This is a genomic window from Amycolatopsis sp. FU40 (genome assembly GCF_021903635.1).
Lineage (GTDB): Bacteria > Actinomycetota > Actinomycetes > Mycobacteriales > Pseudonocardiaceae > Amycolatopsis > Amycolatopsis dendrobii.
Genome location: NZ_CP091381.1, coordinates 4,960,305 through 4,980,112 on the forward strand (window position 1 = coordinate 4,960,305; position 19,808 = coordinate 4,980,112).

Consider the following 19,808-nt stretch of genomic DNA (forward strand, 5'->3'; position numbering starts at 1 on the left):
GTAGCTTTCGGGAGTGAGCAGTTTTTCCGACCGAGTCGTCGTGGTCACCGGCGGCACTCGCGGCATCGGCGCGGCCGTCGCCGAGCGGTTCCGCAGTGCGGGTGCGACCGTGCACTCCCCCGGCCGAGCCGAATGCGATGTGACCGACGAGGCCGCCGTCCGTGCGTACTTCGCCCAGCTCGGACCGGTCGACGTGCTGGTCAACAACGCGGGAGTGTCCTCGAGCGCGCCGCTGGCGAAGACGGACCTCGACGACTGGCGCGGCCAGTTCGAGGTGAACGCGACCGGCGCGTTCCTGTGCACGCGGGAGGTGCTGGCGGGGATGCGCGAACGCGACTTCGGGCGGATCGTCACGGTCGCGTCGACCGCGGGCCTGGCCGGCGCGCGCTACACCTCGGGCTACACCGCGTCGAAGCACGCGGCGGTCGGTTTGATGCGCGCGGTGGCGGCGGAGGTGGCTGGCACCGGCGTCACGTCGAACGCGGTGTGCCCGTCGTTCGTGCGCACCGACATGACCGCGGCTTCGGTCGCCCGGATCCGCGAACGGACCGGCCGCGACGAGGCCGGCGCGGAAGCCGCGCTCGCCGCTGCCTCCCCGCTCGGACGGCTGCTCGAACCCGGTGAAATCGCGTACGCCGTGGAGTTTTTCGCCGCCCCGGAGGCGGCCGCGATCAACGGACAGACCCTCGTACTCGACGGTGGAGGAATCCAGAAATGAGCCCGTTCCGCGCCAGTGTCCCGCTCACGAAATCGTGGGAGCACTTCGAGTTCACAGTGGACGACGGGGTCGCGACGGTGACCTTCGACCGTCCGGAAAAGCTCAACGCGCTCACTTTCGACGTCTACGCCGATCTCCGCGACCTCGTCGCCGAATTGCCGCACCGGGGCGACGTGCGGGTGCTGGTGCTCACCGGAAAGGGCCGCGGTTTCTGCTCGGGCGGCGACGTCGAGGAAATCATCGGCGAACTCCAGAAAATGGACACCGCGGAACTGCTCGAATTCACCCGGATGACCGGCGCGGTGGTGAAAGCCATGCGCGAAACGCCGATCCCGATCATCGCGGCGGTCAACGGCGTCGCGGCCGGCGCCGGTTCGGTCCTCGCGCTGGCGAGCGATTTCCGGCTGCTGGCCGAATCGGCGAAGTTCGCGTTCCTGTTCACGAAGGTCGGCTTGGCCGGCGCGGACATGGGTTCGGCGTACCTGCTGCCGCGCCTGGTCGGCCTCGGGCGCGCGACGGAATTGCTGATGCTGGGCGACAAACTCCCCGCCGCGCGCGCCGAAACCATCGGACTGGCGAACCGCGTGGTGCCGGACGCCGAACTGGCCGGCGAGGCCGCCGCGCTGGCGCGACGGCTCGCGGACGGTCCGGCGTTGGCGTACTCCACCACGAAGGTGCTGCTGACCCGCGAACTCGACAGCGACCTCGGCAGTTCGATCGAACTGGAAGCCATCACGCAGGCGCTGCTGATGACGGCCAAGGACCACAAGGAGTTCTACGCCGCCTGGGCCGCGGGCCGCAGTCCGCAGTGGACTGGTCGCTGATCAGGCCCTGGTCACCGAGACCTGGAGTTCCGTCACCCAGTCGTCGCGGTTCTCCGGGCACTCCAGGTTGACCTCGCGGGGGTAGCCGGTCGACCGGTAGCCGTTGGCGTCGATCCAGCGGGCCAAGGCCTGGGCCGCCGGGTCGACGGTCTCCATGGAACCGCGGTGCACGACGGCCGCCGCCTGATCCAGCGGCGGCAGGTCGAGGACCCGGACGTCGCCGTCCCGCAGCGGTGCGGAAACCTCGACGGCGGCGTGGACGACGACCTTGCCGTCGCCCTCCGGGACGTCCTCGTAATAGGCCACTCCGGGTCCGGTGCACGCGATTCCCGCCGCCTCCAGCCGCCGGGAAAGCTCGGCGTAGAGCGGTCCGATGACGGGACCGATGTCCTCGGGCTCGAAGCTCGCGGCGATCGCGGTCAGCTCCGCCACTCGCACGGCGGGGACGCTCTTGACGACGACGTCGGTCTCGGGCATGTGCCCCTCGCTTTCGATCGCTCGGAGCCTCGCCTCGACCCGGACCAGCCGGGCCGCCGCGGCCGCCATCGCCGTCTCCAGATCGGCCCGCCGCAGCCGCAGCATCGCACCCAGCTGCTCAGTGGTGACCTTCTCGTCGAGGATCGCCTGGACCTGCTGGAGGGTGAAGCCGAGATCCTTGAGCGCGATGACGCGGTTGAGGCGCGCCAGCTGGGCGGCGGCGTAATAACGGTAGCCGGTGGCGGGGTCGACGTGGGCGGGGCGCAGCAGTCCGGTCGCGTCGTAGTGCCGCAGCATGCGGACCGAGACGCGGCCGTGCCGGGCGAAGTCTCCGATAGTGAACATGACGTCTTAAAGCTGACCGCCTGACACGGTGTGAGAGTCAAGCACCCTGATCAGAGATCCGTGTAAGCGATCGCGTTCTCCTCCAGCGAGCCGAACCACAACCGCCCGTGATACTCCCGGATCCCCACCAGCAGGTGGAATCCCGGGATCTCGCCGCGCAGTTCCCGCGCCACCGCGCCCTCCGGGGTGACCGCGACCGCGCCCACCCGGCGTTTCGGCGCGGGCTGCAGGGAATCCGGCAACGCGCGCACCGCCGTCCGGACCGGCGCGGGCAGGCGGCGCACGACGTCGAGGGCACGGATGCGCGGGCTCGCCTCGGTGATCCAGATCAGCCCGTCCGAACCGGTCGCGATGTTGTCCGGGAAGCCCGGCAGGTCGTCGATCAGGACCTCGCGGTCGCCCGCCCGCGGACCGGTCAGCCAGACCCGGCTCACCCGGCACGCGCCGGTTTCGGCGACCGCCACGAAGGACTCGTCCGGCGGCAGCGCGACGCCGTTCGCGAACTGGAGACCGTCGGCGAGCAGGTCGATGCGGCCGTCGGGGGCGCGGCGCAGCAGCCGTCCGCCCGCGGTCTGTTCGATGAGGTCGTCGCGCCAGTTGTCGATGCCGAAGCGGCGCGAGGAATCCGTGAAGTAGACCGTTCCGTCGGCGGCGACCGCGGCGTTGTTGCAGAACACGAAGTCCAGCCCGGCTCCGGACGTCGCGAGGGTCGTGGTCTCGCCGCCGGCCAGCGGCATGGTCAGCAAGCCCGCGCGGGCGTCGCAGATCAGCAGTTCGTCGTCGCCGTACAGCTCCAGTCCGAGCGGGCGGCCGCCGGTGTCGCCGATCAGGTCGATCCGCCGTCCGTCGGGCGAAACGCGCAGGATCCGGCCGTCGTCGACGCCGGTGTAGACCCGGCCCTCGGCGTCCACGACCACGTCCTCCGGACCGTGCCCGTTCACCGGCACGATCGCGACCTCACCGAACTGCACGCCGGCCTCCTACCGGTAGCTGAGCAGCCGCGCGTTCTCGCCTTCGAGATGCGGATGCTCGTTGAAGGACAACAGGTTCACGCCGCCGCGGCCGGACGTCAGCTTCGTGATGCCGGTGTTCACGGTGACGCGGTTCAGCTTCAGCAGCCCCGGTCCTGGCGTGCCCAGCAACGAGCCCGCGACCGCGCCCAGCACGCCGCCGGAGGTGAACACGAGCCCGTTCTCGCCCTTGCCGAGCGAGCCGGCGAGCTCGGCCAGCGCCGCCGTGCAGCGGCCGAGGAAAACCGGCCAGCTTTCCGTGCACGGGCCGCTGTCGCCGGAGTCGACCCACGCGGTCAGCGCGGCGTCCAGCAACCGCTGGTACTCGCGCGAATCCTGTTGCGGCGCACCGCCCGCGTGGTGCCGCGCGATGTCGACGTGGTCGTATTCGTTCCAGCGTTCGTCCTCGACCACCGGCACGTCGCAGCCGAGGGCCTTCAACGCCGTCGCCGCGGTGTCCCGCTGGCGGGCCAGCGTTCCCGAGCGCACCTGCGCGAACTCAACGCCGCGCCGTTTCAGCTCCGCGCCGACCACTGTGGACTGTTCGAAACCCAGCGGCGACAACGCGTCGTAATCCGCCGCGCCGAACGACGCCTGGCCGTGCCGGATCAGGTAGATCGCACCCATTATGCCGTCCCGTCAGGCAAACATCCGCAGCAACCGGCCAGGAGCCAAGCGTACCGCGAGACTCAGCGGCACCCAGGGCCACGAAGGCACGTACGCGCGCTTCGGCTCCGCTTCGATCGCCTTGACCAGCGCGTGCGCTCCGGCTTCGGCCGACACCATCAGCGGATTGCGTTTGGTCGAGCGGGCGGTCATCTCGGAACTGATGTAGCCGGGCCGCACGTCGGTGACCGTGATGCCGTGGCCGCTCAGCTCCAGCCTCGCCCCCTCGGCGAACGCGGAGATCCCGGCCTTCGACGCGGAGTACGCGGTGAGGTTCCGGGGAAAACCGCGCAGCGCCATGAACGACGAGATCACCGCGAGATGCCCGTCGCGCTGCTCGCGGAAGATGCCCGCCGCCGCCTCGATCTGGGCCACCGCGCCGACAAGGTTGGTCTCGAGGGTCTGCCGGTTGGCGTCGAACCGTCCCGCGCCGACCGGCTGTCCCTTGCCCAGCCCGGCGTTGACGACGACGCGATCGAGCCTGCCGAGTTCCGCCCGGAATTCCTCGAACACCTGGAAGACGCGGCCGTGCTCGGTGACGTCGAGCGCGCGCGTGACGACAGTGATCCCCGGGTACGCGGCACGCAGCTCCGCCGCCAGATCGTCGAGCCGTTCGGTGCGCCGGGCGCAGAGCGCGAGATTGCGGCCGCGAGCGGCGAACTGCCGGGCCATTCCCTCGCCGAGACCGGAGCTGGCTCCGGTGATCAGGATGTTCTGCCGCAAGACCATGCCCGGAGCCTACCCGCTGGTAACCATTCGGGCGGCCCGGTGTGACAGCGTCGCCAGCGCGGTTCCCGGCCGCCGGGACTGTCCAGTCGACACAGCGGAAGCCGAAGGAATTTCGCCATTCCCGCGGCTGGAGGTATGCGGATCCGGCGCGGATGACCGGTGGCCCGGCCTCTGGGGGCATGCCGGGCCACCGGTTCCGGGCGCGGCCGCCGGCCGGGCGCGGGGCGCGGTCCGCGCTGCCGGGGCCGAGGCTCCGGACGCGCCGGGGGCGGCGCGTTCCGTCCTGGCCATGGAAGCGCGACCGCGCAGGTCACGGCAATGGTTGCCAGTTGCCAGTACTAGCCCGTTCGTCCGAATGGCACGGCGGTACAACCTGGTGGGGCGGCTGCTACCGTGCCTGTGTCGGGCTCGGCACGGTCGGTTACCAGCGGGGGCGGGCGGCGGGACATGACGCAGCGGCATGCGGACCACGCCGGTCCGGACACCGACGGAGGTGCCCGGACCGCGTTCGCGAGCGCGCTGCGCGCCGCGATCGGAGCGAGCGGGCTTTCTCTGGACCGGATCCAGGCAAGGCTGCGCGCGCGAGGCGCGACGGTCAGCGTCACCGCGCTCAGCTATTGGCAGTCGGGCAAACGCCAGCCGGAACGAGCCGGGTCGCTCTCCGCGGTGCGGGTGCTGGAGGAAATCCTCGACGTCCCCGACGGCGCGCTGCTCGGCTTGCTGCCGCCGCCCCGTCCGCGCGGCGCGAGCAAGCGGGACCGGGCGGGCGAGGAACCGGTCACCTTCACCCGCGAGATCCTGCAGCCGCTGCTGGAACGCGTCGGCGCGCCCGACGCGCTGGACCAGCAGCACCAGCTGAAGCTGATCGGCCTGCACGACCGCTGCGACATCGCGGCCGACGGCGGCCAGCTCTCGGTCACCTCGCGCGCGGTCTTCCAGTCCGGTGCGGACGGTCAGGACCGCTGGCTGCTGGTGTACGCACAGGGCGACGCGACGGCGGTGCCCGACTTGCAGCCGGTGCGCAACTGCCGCGTCGGACGCGCCGAAGTGGACGACGACCACGGCATCCTGGTAGCCGAACTGCTCTTCGACCGCGCGCTGGAACGCGGCGAAACGCACCTCATCGAGTACACCCTGCGCAACTCCGGGCCGCCGTATCCGCAATGCCGGGCCACGCACTACCGGGAATTCCGCCGCCCGGTCCGCGAGTACCTGCTGGAGATCCGCTTCGACCCGACCGCGGTGCCCGCCCGGTGCTGGCAGTACGCGAACGCCACCGACGAAGCCCCCGCCCGGCGCCGGCTGCGGCTCGACAGCGGCAATGGCGTGCACGCGATCGCGCTGGACTTCGGGCCGGGGATCTTCGGCATCGGCTGGGGTTCGTGAGCCGACCGTCGTGTCGGCACGAGGCATCCCGGCGGCCTCGCTGTCCGAACTGGACCAGCTCGTCGCGGCCGGACCGGCACCGCCGGGTCCCGACCGAAATCCGCGCCCTCCTCGGATCCCCGCGTGCCGAGCTTCTTCCCCTGACCGCGCTCAGCTCAGCTTGGTCCGCAGCACCTTCCCGGTCGCGTTGCGCGGCAGTTCGTCCAGGAATTCCACATCCCGCGGCACCTTGTAGCGCGCCAGGTTCGCCTTCACGTACTCGCGCACGCCGTCCTCGTCGAGCGTCGATCCCTCGGCCCGCACCACGAACGCCTTGAGCCGCTCGCCGAAGTCCGGGTCCTCGACGCCGATCACCGCCGCCTCGAGAACGTCTTCGCGCTCCACCAAGAGGTTCTCCACCTCGATCGGGAACACGTTCTCTCCGCCGGAGACGATCATTTCGTCGTCGCGGCCGTCGATGAACAGCAGGCCGTCTTCGTCGAAGTGGCCGACGTCGCCGCTGGAGAGCAGGCCGTCGATGATTTCCTTGTTGCGGCCGTCTGTATAGCCGCCGAAGCTGAGCCCGCTGCCGACGAACACCCGCCCGGTCACGTGCGGCTCGGTGATCTTGTTGCCGCGTTCGTCGTACAGCGCGACGCGACAGCCGACCGGCGCGCGGCCGACCGTGCCCGGCGCGCGCTTCCAGTCCTCCGGCGTCGCGACCGTCGCCACCGCGACTTCCGTGGAGCCGTACAGGTTGTGCACGACGTCGCCGAATTCCTCGTTCGCCCGGTTGCCGAGATCCGGCGACAGCGCGGACCCGGCGACGAAGATGATCCGCAGGCACGAGGTGTCGTACCGGTCGCGGACCTCCTTCGGCAGGTCGACGATCCGCTGCAGCATGGTCGGCACCAGGACGAGCGCGGTGCACCGATGCGCGGCGACGCCCTTCAGCGTGGCCTCCGGGTCGAACTTCCGGCGCATCACCACCGTGCAGCCGAGCGCGAAGCTGAGGATGAACTGCGACAGCCCGGTGCCGTGGAACAGCGGCGCGCCCATGAACGTCGCTTCGCCGGAGCGCAGCGGGATGCGGTCGAGGAACTGCGCCGACGCCAGCGCGGACGTGTGCGGTCGCGGCGCGCCCTTGGGAGTGCCAGTGGTGCCGCTGGTGAGCAGCACGAAACCGCCGGGTTTGGCGGGCGCGGGCAGCGGGCGGTCGTCGGTGCTGGCGATGATCTCGGCGAGCACCGGGATCTCGTGCCCGCCCGGTTCGTCCACCCAGGCCAGGTAGCGGTCGACCGTGCCGGCGCTGTCGTCGATCGCGTCGAGCAGGCCGGTGAACTCCTGGTCGTAGACGAGCGCGGTGACGCCCTCGCGCTTGGCGACGTCGGCGAACTGCGGTTTGGCGAACCCGGTGTTCATCAGCAGCAGCCGCGCGCCGAGCTTGCCCGAGGCGGCCATCGTGAGCACGAGCCCGCGGTGGTCGCGGCACAGCGCGGCGATCACCGAACCGGGGCCGAGCCCGCGCTGCGACCAGGCGCGGGCGAGCGCGTTGGACTGGTCGTCGAGCTGTTTGAAGGTGAGCGGGCCGAGGTCGTCGACGATCCCGACGGCCGTCGAATCGCGCCGGGCCGCGATGTGGTTCGCGCCGGCGAACGGGCCGTACTTGCGGATCGCGACGAGGGAGCGCAGGCCCTCGTCGAGCCGGGGGAACGGCACCAGCCCGGCGCGGCGCATCACCTCGACGCTGCGCACGGTCTCGGTCAGCTTGCCTGCCACCTGGCCGGCCAGCTCGGCCACACTCATCCGGGCACCTCCATTGCTGCTGCGGGAGCGCCCACGCCGACGGACTCCGTACCGCCGGTATGGGAGTTACTCGACAGTAAAGCAAGGCCCGCCCGCGCACCAGTGCCCGGCCAGGGAGGAAATCTCCGGTACCGGTCACGGACGGTCTGTGAAGGGCCCCTCGCGGGAATCCGAGTCCGTCGAGGGGCCCTTCACAGACCGCTGAGCGTCCGGTGCGCGGAAATTGTCGGTGCCGGTCCGCACAATGTGACGGTGCAGGTGATCACCGGCCGGGAGGAGGACTCCGGCTACACGATCGAGGGCCCCGCGGGGACCCTCCGCGGGCTTTCGCGCGCCGACTGGGCCGACGAGGTGCGCCGGCTCGAGGCGGCCGAGAGCCCGCGCTGGGTGCTGCCCTCGGCCGAGGAGATCTATCCCACGCTGATCAAGGCCGGGGTGCGGCTGGGCCGGTGCTACGACCTGTCGCTCGCCGAAGGGCTGCTGCTCGCCTACGAGGGCCGGGAGGGCGAATCGCGCAGCCTGCGGGCGGCGTGGGCGCGGGCGAGCGGAGAGGAACCGCCCGACGACGGCCCGGCCTTCGGCGAGGACGTGCAGCCCACGCTGTTCTCCCCGCGCGGCCCTGGCCTGCCGCCGGGCGTCACCGTCGTCGCCGCGGCCCGGCGCGTGCTGGCCGAACAAGAGAAACGCGTCGCCGCCACCGAGGCCCCCGCTCGGATGCGACTGCTGCTCGCGGCCGAATCGGCCAGCGCCCTGGCCGCCGCGGAAATCTCCGCCGCCGGGCTCCCCTGGCGCGCCGATCGGCACCTGCAGTTGCTGGAAGAACGCCTGGGCCCACGCGTACCCGCTGGTCAACGTCCGAAAGCCCTCGTCGACCTCGCCGCGAAGATCTCCGCGGCGCTGGGCGGGCGGCCGGTCAATCCCGACTCGTCGGCCAGCGTCGTCCGCGCACTGGCCAGGGAGGGCATCGAAATCCCGGCGGCGCGGAAGTACCTGCTGCAAGACATCGACCATCCCGCGGTCGCACCGCTGCTGGAGTACAAGGAACTGTCGCGGCTCCACTCGGCCAACGGCTGGGCGTGGCTGGACGAATGGGTCGCCGACGGACGCTTCCGCCCGCACTACGTGGTCGGCGGCGTGGTGTCCGGCCGCTGGGCCACCCGGGGCGGTGGTGCGCTGCAGATCCCGCGCGCGCTGCGTTCGTGTGCGTCCGCGGACCCCGGCTGGAAACTCGTCGTCGCCGACGGGGCGCAACTGGAGCCGCGCGTCCTCACCGCCTTGTCCGGCGACCGCCGCCTTGCCGAAGTCGCCGCGGCCACCGATCTGTACGCCCGTTTGGCGGAGGCGCTGTTCTCCGGCACCCGCTACGTCCCGCTCCGCCCTGGGGATACCCGAGACGACCGTTCCCGCGCGAAGATCGCGATGCTGTCCGCGATGTACGGCGGCACCTCCGGCGAGGCCGGGCCGCTGCTCGCGTTGCTGCGTCAGCGTTTCCCGGACGCAGTGTCCTATGTGGAACACGCCGCCGCGGCGGGCGAACGGGGCGAACGAGTCCGCTCTCGGCTGGGCCGTACTTCTCCTGCTCCGTCTGCTGCTTGGCGCGCCCTGACCGGCGGGCTCACCGAGGACGAGGCGACGGAAACCCGGGCGCGGCGGGCGTCGCGCAGTTGGGGCCGGTTCACGCGGAACTTCGTGGTGCAGGCGAGTGCGGCCGACCTGACGGCGGTCCTGCTGGCCACTTTGCGCGGCCGGCTTCCTGAACCGGCGCATCTGGTGTTCTTCCTGCACGACGAGGTGATCGTGCACGCACCCGCCGAACTGGCGGACGAAGTCGCGGAGATCGTGGAGACCGCGATTCAAGAAGCGGCTCGGCTGGTCTTCGGGGAGGCGTGCCCGGTGCGATTTCCCATGGACGCGAAATCGGTGGACAATTATGCGGAGGCGAAGTGATCAGCTGACTCATCTTCCCCACCCACCACATGGGCGAGGCCGAGAAATCCTTTTGGCGGAGCACAGTGTTGCCGTCGGTGGCGCTCACCGCGGCGCGTTCCACCGCAAAGGCGCTATCCACCAGGCGACACTGATCAGTACCTTCGTGCTCCATGGCGGGGAGAAAAGGAAAAAAGAAAACCGGCAGCCTCTGGAGCTTTCTGGCTTTTATCGCGGTCATCGCCCTCTGGGCGGTCCCGGCGATCGGGCCGGGCGTCATCGCGGTCCTGTCGGCCTTCGTAGTGCTGTACGGCCTCTTTCAAGCACCGACCTGGTGTTGCGCGCCCACCCGGAAAAACGAGTTCTGCCGCAACAACGCCAGTGGAATCCTCCTCGGGTGCCATATCCGGCAGCACAAATGGCAGAAGCTCAAGATGGCGTTCAAGGAGCAAGCACCGGCGAAAGCGCTCCGGAGAATGCTCGGCAACGTGAACGGGGTGGCGGCCTCGCTGTCCGCCGTCGCGGGCACGGTGTCAGCCAGCGCCGCCACCGTCACGCTCCTGGTGAAGTGATCGCTAGGCCAGCGCCTCGTCCAGCGCCTTGGTGATCCGCTTCAACGACACCGGATGCGCCGTCCCCAAGGTCTGCGCGAAGAAGCTCACCCGAAGCTCCTCGATCATCCACCGCACCTCCGCCAGCGCGGGCGACGAGGTCCCCGGCGGCAAAGCGGCCACCGCGTCTTCGTACTCCTTCGTGATCCACGCGACGTCCGCCATCCGCTGCAGGTCACGCGTCTGTTCCAGCGGCAGCTTCTCCAGCCGCCGCTCGATGCCGCGCAGATACCGGACCACGTTCGGCAGCCGGGCCGCACCCGTTTCCGTCACGAAGCCCTTGTGCACCAAGCCGTCCAGCTGCCGGCGGATGTCCGCCAGCGACTCGGCCGGGCCGCGGGTGTCCGACAGGCGCGTTTCGACGTCGATGGCCGCGCGCAGGATCCGCTCGACCTCCGTCAGCACCTCCAGCACCTTCGGGTTCAACCCGGCCCGCACCTTCTCCAGCAGCGCCGCGAAACCGGCCTCGTCCCAGACCGGGCCGCCCGCCGAGGCCATCAGCGCGTCGACCGCGCAGTCGACGCAATCCTCCAGCAGGCCCGCGACGCTGCCGTGCGGATTGCGGTTCAGCACGAGCTTCGAGGAGTTCGACAGCGACCGCGTAATGAACTTCATCGGCGAGTTCAGGTTCAGCCGCAGCATCCGCCGCGTGCCGGACCACATCGCGTGCTGCTGTTCGGCGGGCGTGTCGAGCAGCCGCACGGCCACCGACGCGCCCTCGTCGACCAGCGCCGGATACGCCTTCACGTCGTGTCCGCGCCGGGTCGACGCGAACACCTTCGGCAGCTCGCCGAACGACGGCTGCACCAGGCCGGCCTTCTCGATGCTGTTGGCAGCCTTGGAAATCGTCTCTCGCACGCGCGGCGCGAGACGGCGCTTCAGCTCGTCCAGATCCTTGCCCTCGGCCACCCGCTTGCCGCGCTCGTCCACCACGCGGAAGGTGATCCGGAGGTGGTCCGGCACCGTCGAGAGGTCCCACGCCGAATGCGGGATGTCGATGCCGCGCATGGCGTGCAGCTCGTCGCCGAGGATGTCGAGCAGCGGACCGTCCGAAGGGGACATTCGCGTCAACGCGTCGGCAGCCGTGTCCGGAGCCGGGACGAAGTTGCGCCGCAACGCTTTCGGCAGCGATTTGATCAGCTGCGTCGCCAGTTCGCCGCGCAGGCCGGGCACCTGCCAGTCGAAACCGTCCGGCGTCACCTGGTTCAGCACCGGCAGCGGGATGTGCACGGTGACGCCGTCGGCGTCCGCGCCCGGTTCGAACTGGTAGGTCAGCTTGAAGACGTGCGTGCCCTGCGTCCACGAGTCCGGGTAGTCCGATTCGCGGACCGCGTCCGCGACCTCGTTGATGAGCATGGACTTTTCGAACGACAGCAGATCCGGCTCGGTCCGCCGCGCCTTCTTCCACCAGCTGTCGAAATGCCGCACGGACACGATGTCCTCGGGCACTCGCGCGTCGTAGAACTCGTACAGCGTCTGGTCGTCCACCAGGATGTCGCGCCGCCGGGCGCGGTTCTCCAGGTCCTCGACCTCGTCCAGCAGCGCGCGGTTCTCGGCGAAGAACCGGTGGTTCGTATGCCAGTCGCCCTCGACCAGCGCGTGCCGGATGAACATCGCGCGCGAAATCTCCGGGTCGATCCGGCCGTAGTTCACCCGCCGGTCGGCGACCAGCGGCACGCCGTACAGCGTCACCTTCTCGGTCGCCATCACCGCGCCCTGTTTGCGCTCCCAGTGCGGCTCCGAATACGAACGCTTCACGACGTGCTGCGCGAGCGGTTCGACCCAGTCCGGCTCGACCCGCGCGTTGACCCGGCCCCACAGCCGCGACGTCTCGACCAGTTCCGCCGACATCACCCAGCGCGGCTGCTTCTTGAACAGCGCCGAACCGGGGAACACCGAGAACCGGGCCCCGCGCGCGCCGAGGTAGTCGCCCTTCGCCGGGTCCTTGAGCCCGATGTGCGACAGCAGCCCGGAAATCAGCGCCGTGTGCACGTGCTGCGGTTCGGCGGGCGTGGTGCTGAGCGTGATGCCGAGCGGTTTGGCGAGCTGGCGCAGCTGGCCGAAGATGTCCTGCCACTCGCGGATCCGCAGGTAGTTCAGGTACTCGGTGCGGCACATCCGGCGGAACTGGTTGCCGGTCAGCGTCTTCTGCTGTTCGCTGACGTACTCCCACAGCTTGAGGTAGGAGAGGAAATCCGACGTCGGATCAGCGAATCGCGCGTGCTGCGCGTCGGCGGCCTGCTGTTTCTCCGCCGGCCGCTCGCGCGGGTCCTGAATGGACAGTGCCGCGGCGATGATCATCACCTCGCGCACGCAGCCGTTCCGCGCGGCCTCCAGCACCATCCGGCCCATCCGCGGGTCCACCGGCAGCAGCGCGAGCTTGCGGCCGACCTCGGTGAGTTTCGAGGAATCGCCGGTCTCGAACGCGCCGAGTTCCTGCAGCAGCTGCACGCCGTCGGTGACCTGGCGGCGGTCCGGCGGCTCCACGAACGGGAACGCGTTCATGTCGCCGAGGCCGAGCGACGTCATCTGCAGGATGACCGACGCCAGGTTCGTCCGCAGGATCTCCGGATCGGTGAACTCCGGCCGCGATTCGAAGTCCTCCTCGGAGTACAGCCGGATGCAGATGCCGTCCGAGGTACGCCCGCACCGGCCCTTGCGCTGGTTCGCCGACGCCTGCGAAACCGCCTCGATCGGCAGCCGCTGCACCTTCGTGCGATGGCTGTAGCGCGAGATGCGCGCGGTGCCCGGGTCGATCACGTACTTGATGCCCGGCACGGTCAGCGACGTCTCGGCGACGTTCGTGGCCAGCACGATCCGCCGTCCGGTGTGCCGCTGGAACACGCGGTGCTGATCGGCCGCGGACAGCCGCGCGTACAGCGGCAGCACCTCGGTGTTCCGCAGGTCCAGCCGGTTCAGCACGTCCGCCGTGTCCCGGATTTCGCGTTCGCCGGAGAGGAACACGAGGATGTCGCCCGGCGCCTCGCCGGACAGCTCCTGGACCGCCTCGGCGATCGCCTGCGTCTGGTCGCGGTCCGGGTCGCCCTCGGGATCGTCCGGGTCCACGAGAGGCCGGTAGCGCACCTCGACCGGATAGGTCCGGCCGGAGACCTCGACGATCGGCGCGTCGTCGAAATGCCGCGAGAACCGCTCCGGGTCGATGGTCGCCGAGGTGATGATCACCTTCAGGTCCGGACGGCGCGGCAGCAGCTGCTTGAGGTAGCCGAGGATGAAGTCGATGTTGAGGCTGCGCTCGTGCGCCTCGTCGATGATCAGCGTGTCGTACTGGCGCAGCATCCGGTCGGTCTGGATCTCGGCCAGCAGGATGCCGTCGGTCATCAGCTTGACCAGGGTGTCCTGGCCGGACTGGTCGGTGAACCGGACCTTGTAGCCGACCGTGTCGCCCAGTTCGGTCTTCAGCTCGCTGGCGATCCGGTCGGCGACCGTGCGCGCGGCGAGCCTGCGCGGCTGAGTGTGCCCGATCTGCCCGCGCACGCCGCGGCCCAGCTCGAGGCAGATCTTCGGCAGCTGCGTGGTCTTGCCCGACCCGGTCTCCCCCGCGACGATCACCACCTGGTGGTCGCGGATCGCGTCGCCGATCTCGCCGGAGAGCCTGCTGACCGGCAGCTCGGCGGGGTACTCGATCTTCGGCACGCTTTCGCGGCGCTGCTGCACGCGCAGCAGCGCCGTTTCGACGTCGGCGGCGATGCGCTCGGCCGTCTGCTGCTTGTCGCGAGACCGGCGCGCGCCGTCGAGACGACGGCGGAGCCGGTGCTCGTCGCGCAGCATCAATTCGGGCAGCTGGGCGCGCAGCTCTGCGTAGGGAGATGGAGTGGACATACTTGGGACAAGGATAGCCGTGCGTGACCGTCGTGGCTTCCGAATATGCCGCGAGCGACAGCCCGGGCTCCCCGGCTCACGGCGCCGGGACCGGACGCGGCCGGACGAGCTTGGCCGGAAGCAGCCAGGTCAGCCGGTCCGAGCGGAGCACGGCGAGCGGTCCGATCACGGCCAGGAGCAGCACGTACCCGGCGACGAACGGGGCCACTCGCGAGTCCAGCCCGGCCGCGGTCGCCATCGTCGCCAGGACGAGCGAGAACTCGCCCCGGGTGAGCACGATCAGGCCGATGTTCACGCCTTCCTGCCGGTCGAAGCCGTGCAGCCGGGCGGCGAACGCGCCGGCGGCGAGGTTCAGCACCAGGGTCAGCACGACCGCGGCGAGCACCGGGAGGACGACCGTGCCGACCGCGCCCGGGTCGATCGACAGCCCGAAGATGAAGAAGAACAACGCGCCGAACGCGTCCCGCAGCGGCAGCACCAGCTTGTGCACCCGCGGCGCGACCTGGGAATTGCCGAGCATCATGCCGACCATGAACGCGCCGATCGCGTCGGACACGCCCACCTCCTCCGCCACCGCGGCGCCGAGCACGGCCACGCCGACGAAGCAGACGGTGAGCAGTTCGTCGTCCGCCGAACCGAAGAGCCGCGACACGACCCGGCCGCCCCACCGGGCCAGCGCGGCGAGCACAAGCAGGAAGCCGAACGCCTTGCCGAAGTCGGCGAGCGCCGCGCCGAAGCCGTCCGCGCCGCTGAGCACCGGTTGCAGCAGCGCCAGGTACAGCGCGAGGAAGAGGTCCTCCAGCACGACGATGCCCATGATGAGGCGGGATTCCCGGTTGTTCATCCGCCGGGTTTCGAGCAGCAGTTTGGTGACGATGGCCGAGGACGAGATGCCGATCGCGCCGGCGATCACCAGCGCCTCGCGCGTGCCCCAGCCGAGCGCGAAGCCGAACGCGAGCCCGCCGCCGATGTTCAGCACGAGGTACGCGAGCCCCGCGCCGGCGAGTCTGGCTCCGCCGCGGGCGAGGTCGTCGAGCGAGAACTCCAGGCCGAGATAGAAGAGCAGGAACACGAGACCGAGCCCGGCGAGGACGCCGAACTCGGCCGGGTCGTCCACAAGGGACAGTCCGGGGGTGTGCGGGCCGAAGACGAAACCGGCCAGCATGAACAGGGGGATCGTGGGCAGCCCGATCCGGGCGCCGAGGCGGGCGAGGGCGCCGGCGGCGAGAAACGCGCCGCCGACGGCCAGCAAAGCATGACCGTTGCTCATGAAATCCTCTTGAGAGCCGGGTACAGACGGGAAACGAGTACTCAGCGATCAGGAGGAGCCCGCGCGGCGGCGGGCACGGGCGCGCGGTCCAGTTCGACCGGAGGCGCGGCGGAAAACGGGACGGTGCACCAGTCGGGGCGGGCGAGGCGGATCTCGCCCGGCGCGTCGGCGAGCGGCAGCGGGTGCGCGGCGACGAGATGCGGGCCCTGTTCCTGCACCAGGGCGGGTTCGGGATCGTGCGGACGCGGGCCTGCCGGTCCCGGGCCGGGGACAGCCACGCCGAGCAGGAGCAGCGCGGCGAGTGCCACGACGAGGATGGACCGGTGCCGCGGCGCGGAAGCGGCGGCAGCAGTCGTCATCTCGAGCCGAGTTTACCATGTCTTTAATGTTCTTCGGCAGCTCTCCTTGAAGTCCACAGTGGACATACCGACAGGAACCATCGCTGTCCCGGCGGATTTCCGGGGGCCTTCAGGCAGCCTTCATCGTCCACAGTGGACCTCTCGTGTTCACATCTGTGAAAAATTTTCGCTTCCCTTGCTTCACCGCTTCACGCTCGGTTATCGTGGCGCTACGCCGCAGCAGTACCCGGAGCCGGTCCATTCGCCGGTCCGGCCGCCTTGCCCACGTACCGCGGAAAGGGATTCCCGTCATGCGCAAGACGATGCGGCCCACGCTGGTCGCCGGTCTCACGGCTGCCTCGGCCCTCGCTCTCGTCCTCAGCACCCCCGCTCTCTCGGCCGCCGCCGTGCCCGCCCCGCTCGCCGCCGCGGCGTCTGTGCTGGGTTCCGGCGGCGACCTCGCGTCTCCGGAGAAGAAGGAGATCGCGATGCAGCTGGTGTCGAGCGCGGAAAACTCGTCGCTCGACTGGAAGAAGCAGTACTCCTACATCGAGGACATCGGCGACGGACGCGGCTACACCGCGGGCATCATCGGATTCTGCTCCGGCACCGGCGACATGCTCGAACTCGTGCAGGCCTACACCAAGTCCGTGCCGGACAACCCGCTGGCGAAGTTCCTGCCCGCGCTGGAGAAGGTCAACGGCTCCGATTCGCACGAAGGTCTCGGCTCTGCCTTCGAAAGCGCGTGGAAGCAAGCCGCGGGCACTGAGGAATTCCAGGCCGCGCAGAACAGCGAGCGCGACCGTGTGTACTTCGATCCGGCAGTGAACCAAGGCAAATCCGACGGTCTCGGCGCGCTCGGCCAGTTCATCTACTACGACGCCATCGTGATGCACGGTCCCGGCACGAGCACCGACAGCTTCGGCGGCATCCGCGACGCCGCGCTGTCGCAGGCGAAGCCGCCGTCCCAGGGCGGCGACGAAACCGCCTACCTCAAGGCGTTCCTCGACGCGCGCAAGGTGGTCATGAAGAAGGAGGAAGCGCATGCGGACACTTCCCGCGTCGACACCGAGCAGCTGGTGTTCCTCAACGACGGCAACCTCGATCTGCACACGCCGCTGAAGTGGAAGGTCTACGGCGACCCGTACGAGATCAACTGAGCCCGCAGCAAATTCTCTCGGTCACCGCGCACACCGCGTCCGCGTGGGACCACGACGGCGAACGCTGGGTACGGGCGCTCGGTCCGTACCCAGCGGAAGTCGGCGCGCAAGGAATCGGCGTTGCGCGCGAAGGACTTTCCCGTACTCCGGCCGGAACCTGGCCGCTCACCGAAGCGTTCGGCATCGCGCCGAACCCCGGCACCCGGCTCCCCTATCGGCAAGTGACCACTGCGGACTGGTGGGTGTCCGATGTGCACTCGCCGCTCTACAACACGTATTACCCAGGCATATCAGGCCCGTTCGACGAAGCGGCGGGCGAGAATCTCGGTGCGGCGGGCCCGGCGTACGCGCACGCAGTGGTGATCGACTACAACCGCTCGCCAGTCGTGCCCGGGGCCGGTTCGGCGTTCTTCCTGCACGTGGCCACCGGCGGACCGACTGCGGGATGCGTCGCGCTGGCCTCCGACGACCTCGTCGCCGTCCTGCGCTGGCTCGATCCCGCGCGGAACCCCGTCATCGCAATAACTGATCGGCCGTCCGCGTGTTGATCACCCGGTCCGGCCCGATGCCCGCCTTTTCCGCGCGCTCGCAGCCGTAAGCCTGCCAGTCGAGCTGGCCGGGCGCGTGTGCGTCGCTGTCGATCGCGAACTCGCAGCCCAGCTCGACCGCCTGGCGCAGCAACCGCATCGGCGGGTCGAGCCGGTCCGGCCGCGAGTTGATCTCCACCGCCACGCCGTTCTCGCGGCAAGCGGTGAACACCTTCTCCGAATCGAACTGCGACTCCGGCCTGCTCCGTCCGCCGACCAGCCGTCCGGTGCAGTGCCCCAGGACGCGGACGTGCGGGTTCTCGACAGCGGCCAGCATCCGCGGCGTCATCTCCCGCGCGGGCATCCGCAGCTTCGAGTGCACGCTCGCCACCACGAAGTCGAGCCGGTCCAGCAGCTTCTCGGTCTGGTCGAGCGCGCCGTCGTCGAGGATGTCGACCTCGATGCCGTGCAGCAGGCGAAACGGCGCCAGCTGCTCGTTCACCCGCGCGACCTCGTCCATCTGCGCCCGCAGCCGCTCCGGGGACAGACCGCGCGCGACGGTGAGCCGCGGCGAATGGTCGGTGAGCACGATCCACTCGTGCCCCAGCTCGCGTGCCGTCTCAGCCATTTCGAGGATCGGGCTGCCGCCGTCGGACCAGTCGGAGTGCGTGTGACAGTCGCCGCGAAGGGCTGTACGCAGCGCACCGCCATCCGGCAGCTTGCTTTCGGGCAGCTTCGCCGCGTACGCGGGCGTACGGTCGTGCCATGCGTCCTCGATGACGCCGGCAGTGGCTTTGCCGATCCCCTTCAACGCCTGAAGCGTCTTCGCACCGACGCGCGACGCCAGTTCGTCTTCGGAGAGCCGGTCGACCACTGCGGCCGCCTGACGGAACGCGCGCACGCGGTAAGTCGGTTCACCGGCGCGCTCGAGCTGGAAGGCGATGTCGCGCAGCGCGCGGGCCGGGTCCATGACTCCTGTTTTACCCGCTCAGCCGCGCCGAGGCAGCTCGTGCAGCTCGACGCTGTCGAGACGGCCGTTCTTGAGCTCCACGGTCTGGTAGGTGCAGAACGGCTGCCGCCGCCGGTCCGTGGGCGAACCGGGGTTGAGCAGCCGCAGCCCGCCAGGCGTCACCGAGTCCCACGGGATGTGGCTGTGGCCGAAGATCAGCACGTCGACGTCCGGATACAACGCGTCGCAACGGGCCGCACGCCCCTTCGCGTCGCCGGTTTCGTGGACGACCGCCAGCCGGACATCTTCCAGCGTCTCGCGAGCCACCTCCGGCAGGCGTTTCCGCAGCTCCGGACCGTCGTTGTTGCCGTACACGCCGATCAGCCGCGCGCTGCGGGCTTCAAGCGCGTCGAGAGTCTCGACGTCGACCCAGTCGCCCGCGTGCACCACGACGTCGGCCTGCGCGACCTCGTCCCAGACCTGCGCAGGCAGTTCCTTCGCCCGCTTCGGCAGGTGAGTGTCCGCGACGAGCAGCAACCGCACGCCGTCACTCCTCCCCGATCGCCTCGAGCACATGGTCGAGGAACGCCGCGATGTGCGCGCGCAGCAGCTCGGCCGCGCCGTCCTCGTCGCCCTTCTTCGCGGCGGCGAGCACCGCCTTGTGCTCGTTCCATTCCTTGCGCCAGCTGGGATTCGCGTCCCAGCCGACCACCGTGATCAGCGCCGCGCGGTCGCGCAGGTCATCCAGCATCGACACCATCAGCGGATTGCCGCAGCCCGCGTACAACGCGCGGTGGAACCGCCGGTTCAGCAGGCTCAACGCGGTCTGGTCGGCGTCCGCGGCCGACGCTTCCTTGAGGACCTGCGCGGCCTCGTCGAAAGACGCGCGATCCGTCGCCCGCACCGTACGGCGCAGCGCTTCCGGTTCCAGCACCATGCGCACGTCGTAGACCGACCGCGCCAGCTCCGCGTCGACCACGCACACCGACGCGCCCTTGTACGGGCTGAACGTGACCAGCCCGGTGTTGGACAGCACCTTGAGCGCTTCGCGCACCGGCGTCTTCGACACCCCGAGCCGCGCCGCCAGCTCCGCCTCCACCAGCTGCTGACCGGGCACCAGCTCGCGGGCGAGGATGCCACGCCGGATCTCCTCCAGCACCACCTCGGTGCGGGAGGCGGGGAGGCTGAACGTGGACGGCATGCCGACCCTCCTGGCTTTCGCGCTCGTCCCCGCACATTCAACCAGG

18 protein-coding genes are annotated in these 19,808 nt (G+C 69.9%); 7 read left to right on the forward strand and 11 right to left on the reverse strand.

The window, feature by feature from the left end; translation table 11 throughout:
* The first annotated feature begins 13 nt into the window (after positions 1-13).
* Complete coding sequence (locus tag L3Q65_RS23685) at positions 14-718, forward strand: SDR family NAD(P)-dependent oxidoreductase (RefSeq protein WP_237600838.1); 705 nt, start codon at positions 14-16, stop codon at positions 716-718.
* Positions 715-1,542: an enoyl-CoA hydratase family protein gene (locus L3Q65_RS23690; RefSeq protein ID WP_237600839.1), complete on the forward strand. Its 828-nt coding sequence runs from the start codon at positions 715-717 to the stop codon at positions 1,540-1,542. The genes L3Q65_RS23685 and L3Q65_RS23690 overlap by 4 nt, the downstream gene beginning before the upstream one ends.
* On the opposite strand, the gene L3Q65_RS23695 is transcribed toward L3Q65_RS23690, so the two are convergent.
* From L3Q65_RS23695 to L3Q65_RS23710, 4 genes are read right to left on the reverse strand one after another with little or no spacing between them, the layout of a single operon-like run.
* Entirely contained in the window at positions 1,543-2,364 is an 822-nt protein-coding gene (locus L3Q65_RS23695; RefSeq protein WP_237600840.1) for a MerR family transcriptional regulator, read from the reverse strand.
* Positions 2,365-2,414: 50 nt separating this feature from the next.
* On the reverse strand, positions 2,415-3,335 hold the full coding sequence (locus L3Q65_RS23700) for an SMP-30/gluconolactonase/LRE family protein (protein ID WP_237600841.1): 921 nt from the start codon (positions 3,333-3,335) through the stop codon (positions 2,415-2,417).
* Positions 3,336-3,344: 9 nt separating this feature from the next.
* Positions 3,345-4,001 (reverse strand): histidine phosphatase family protein, encoded by a 657-nt coding sequence (locus tag L3Q65_RS23705; protein WP_182895509.1) that lies wholly within the window; start codon positions 3,999-4,001, stop codon positions 3,345-3,347.
* 12 nt (positions 4,002-4,013) lie between these two features.
* Entirely contained in the window at positions 4,014-4,769 is a 756-nt protein-coding gene (locus tag L3Q65_RS23710) for an SDR family oxidoreductase (protein WP_237600842.1), read from the reverse strand.
* Between the two features lie 447 nt (positions 4,770-5,216).
* Here L3Q65_RS23710 and L3Q65_RS23715 point away from each other — a divergent pair, with 447 nt between their 5' ends.
* Positions 5,217-6,155: a hypothetical protein gene (locus L3Q65_RS23715; protein ID WP_182895507.1), complete on the forward strand. Its 939-nt coding sequence runs from the start codon at positions 5,217-5,219 to the stop codon at positions 6,153-6,155.
* Between the two features lie 150 nt (positions 6,156-6,305).
* On the opposite strand, the gene L3Q65_RS23720 is transcribed toward L3Q65_RS23715, so the two are convergent.
* On the reverse strand, positions 6,306-7,940 hold the full coding sequence (locus tag L3Q65_RS23720; RefSeq protein ID WP_182895506.1) for an acyl-CoA synthetase: 1,635 nt from the start codon (positions 7,938-7,940) through the stop codon (positions 6,306-6,308).
* A gap of 252 nt (positions 7,941-8,192) precedes the next feature.
* On the opposite strand from L3Q65_RS23720, the gene L3Q65_RS23725 reads away from it, so the two are divergent.
* Together L3Q65_RS23725 and L3Q65_RS23730 are read left to right on the forward strand one after the other, a co-directional pair.
* Positions 8,193-9,887 (forward strand): bifunctional 3'-5' exonuclease/DNA polymerase, encoded by a 1,695-nt coding sequence (locus L3Q65_RS23725; protein ID WP_237600843.1) that lies wholly within the window; start codon positions 8,193-8,195, stop codon positions 9,885-9,887.
* A 152-nt stretch (positions 9,888-10,039) separates the two neighbouring features.
* Complete coding sequence (locus tag L3Q65_RS23730) at positions 10,040-10,438, forward strand: hypothetical protein (RefSeq protein WP_237600844.1); 399 nt, start codon at positions 10,040-10,042, stop codon at positions 10,436-10,438.
* 3 nt (positions 10,439-10,441) lie between these two features.
* On the opposite strand, the gene hrpA is transcribed toward L3Q65_RS23730, so the two are convergent.
* From hrpA to L3Q65_RS23745, 3 genes are all read right to left on the reverse strand, one after another.
* Positions 10,442-14,317: an ATP-dependent RNA helicase HrpA gene (gene hrpA / locus L3Q65_RS23735; protein WP_237600845.1), complete on the reverse strand. Its 3,876-nt coding sequence runs from the start codon at positions 14,315-14,317 to the stop codon at positions 10,442-10,444.
* 76 nt (positions 14,318-14,393) lie between these two features.
* Entirely contained in the window at positions 14,394-15,587 is a 1,194-nt protein-coding gene (locus L3Q65_RS23740; RefSeq protein WP_182895502.1) for a cation:proton antiporter, read from the reverse strand.
* Positions 15,588-15,628: 41 nt separating this feature from the next.
* Entirely contained in the window at positions 15,629-15,946 is a 318-nt protein-coding gene (locus tag L3Q65_RS23745; RefSeq protein ID WP_182895501.1) for a hypothetical protein, read from the reverse strand.
* A gap of 290 nt (positions 15,947-16,236) precedes the next feature.
* Between L3Q65_RS23745 and L3Q65_RS23750 the strand changes: the two genes are divergently transcribed.
* Positions 16,237-17,085, forward strand: coding sequence for a chitosanase (locus tag L3Q65_RS23750; RefSeq protein ID WP_182895500.1), 849 nt, complete (start codon positions 16,237-16,239; stop codon positions 17,083-17,085).
* Positions 17,049-17,633: a L,D-transpeptidase gene (locus L3Q65_RS23755; RefSeq protein WP_182895499.1), complete on the forward strand. Its 585-nt coding sequence runs from the start codon at positions 17,049-17,051 to the stop codon at positions 17,631-17,633. Before L3Q65_RS23750 ends, L3Q65_RS23755 begins: the two co-directional genes overlap by 37 nt.
* Here the strand turns inward: L3Q65_RS23755 and L3Q65_RS23760 are convergent.
* Genes L3Q65_RS23760 through L3Q65_RS23770 form a run of 3 tightly spaced genes read right to left on the reverse strand, consistent with a single transcriptional unit; the run spans position 17,599 to position 19,762 of the window.
* Entirely contained in the window at positions 17,599-18,582 is a 984-nt protein-coding gene (locus tag L3Q65_RS23760; RefSeq protein ID WP_237596652.1) for a PHP domain-containing protein, read from the reverse strand. The two genes, L3Q65_RS23755 and L3Q65_RS23760, sit on opposite strands and share 35 nt — an antisense overlap.
* A gap of 18 nt (positions 18,583-18,600) precedes the next feature.
* On the reverse strand, positions 18,601-19,104 hold the full coding sequence (locus L3Q65_RS23765) for a metallophosphoesterase (protein ID WP_182895497.1): 504 nt from the start codon (positions 19,102-19,104) through the stop codon (positions 18,601-18,603).
* 4 nt (positions 19,105-19,108) lie between these two features.
* A complete protein-coding gene (locus tag L3Q65_RS23770; RefSeq protein ID WP_182895496.1) occupies positions 19,109-19,762 on the reverse strand; it encodes a GntR family transcriptional regulator in 654 nt (217 codons plus the stop codon).
* Positions 19,763-19,808 lie beyond the last annotated feature (46 nt).

What these genes read in the sequence shown, in the direction of transcription:
- L3Q65_RS23690 (WP_237600839.1), top strand. Translation starts at nt 715, where the DNA reads ATGAGCCCGTTCCGCGCCAGTGTCCCGCTCACGAAATCGTGGGAGCAC.
- L3Q65_RS23695 (WP_237600840.1), bottom strand. Translation starts at nt 2,364, where the DNA reads ATGTTCACTATCGGAGACTTCGCCCGGCACGGCCGCGTCTCGGTCCGC.
- L3Q65_RS23705 (WP_182895509.1), bottom strand. Translation starts at nt 4,001, where the DNA reads ATGGGTGCGATCTACCTGATCCGGCACGGCCAGGCGTCGTTCGGCGCG.
- L3Q65_RS23710 (WP_237600842.1), bottom strand. Translation starts at nt 4,769, where the DNA reads ATGGTCTTGCGGCAGAACATCCTGATCACCGGAGCCAGCTCCGGTCTC.
- L3Q65_RS23715 (WP_182895507.1), top strand. Translation starts at nt 5,217, where the DNA reads ATGACGCAGCGGCATGCGGACCACGCCGGTCCGGACACCGACGGAGGT.
- L3Q65_RS23720 (WP_182895506.1), bottom strand. Translation starts at nt 7,940, where the DNA reads ATGAGTGTGGCCGAGCTGGCCGGCCAGGTGGCAGGCAAGCTGACCGAG.
- L3Q65_RS23730 (WP_237600844.1), top strand. Translation starts at nt 10,040, where the DNA reads ATGGCGGGGAGAAAAGGAAAAAAGAAAACCGGCAGCCTCTGGAGCTTT.
- hrpA (WP_237600845.1), bottom strand. Translation starts at nt 14,317, where the DNA reads ATGTCCACTCCATCTCCCTACGCAGAGCTGCGCGCCCAGCTGCCCGAA.
- L3Q65_RS23740 (WP_182895502.1), bottom strand. Translation starts at nt 15,587, where the DNA reads ATGAGCAACGGTCATGCTTTGCTGGCCGTCGGCGGCGCGTTTCTCGCC.
- L3Q65_RS23745 (WP_182895501.1), bottom strand. Translation starts at nt 15,946, where the DNA reads ATGACGACTGCTGCCGCCGCTTCCGCGCCGCGGCACCGGTCCATCCTC.
- L3Q65_RS23750 (WP_182895500.1), top strand. Translation starts at nt 16,237, where the DNA reads ATGCGCAAGACGATGCGGCCCACGCTGGTCGCCGGTCTCACGGCTGCC.
- L3Q65_RS23760 (WP_237596652.1), bottom strand. Translation starts at nt 18,582, where the DNA reads ATGGACCCGGCCCGCGCGCTGCGCGACATCGCCTTCCAGCTCGAGCGC.
- L3Q65_RS23770 (WP_182895496.1), bottom strand. Translation starts at nt 19,762, where the DNA reads ATGCCGTCCACGTTCAGCCTCCCCGCCTCCCGCACCGAGGTGGTGCTG.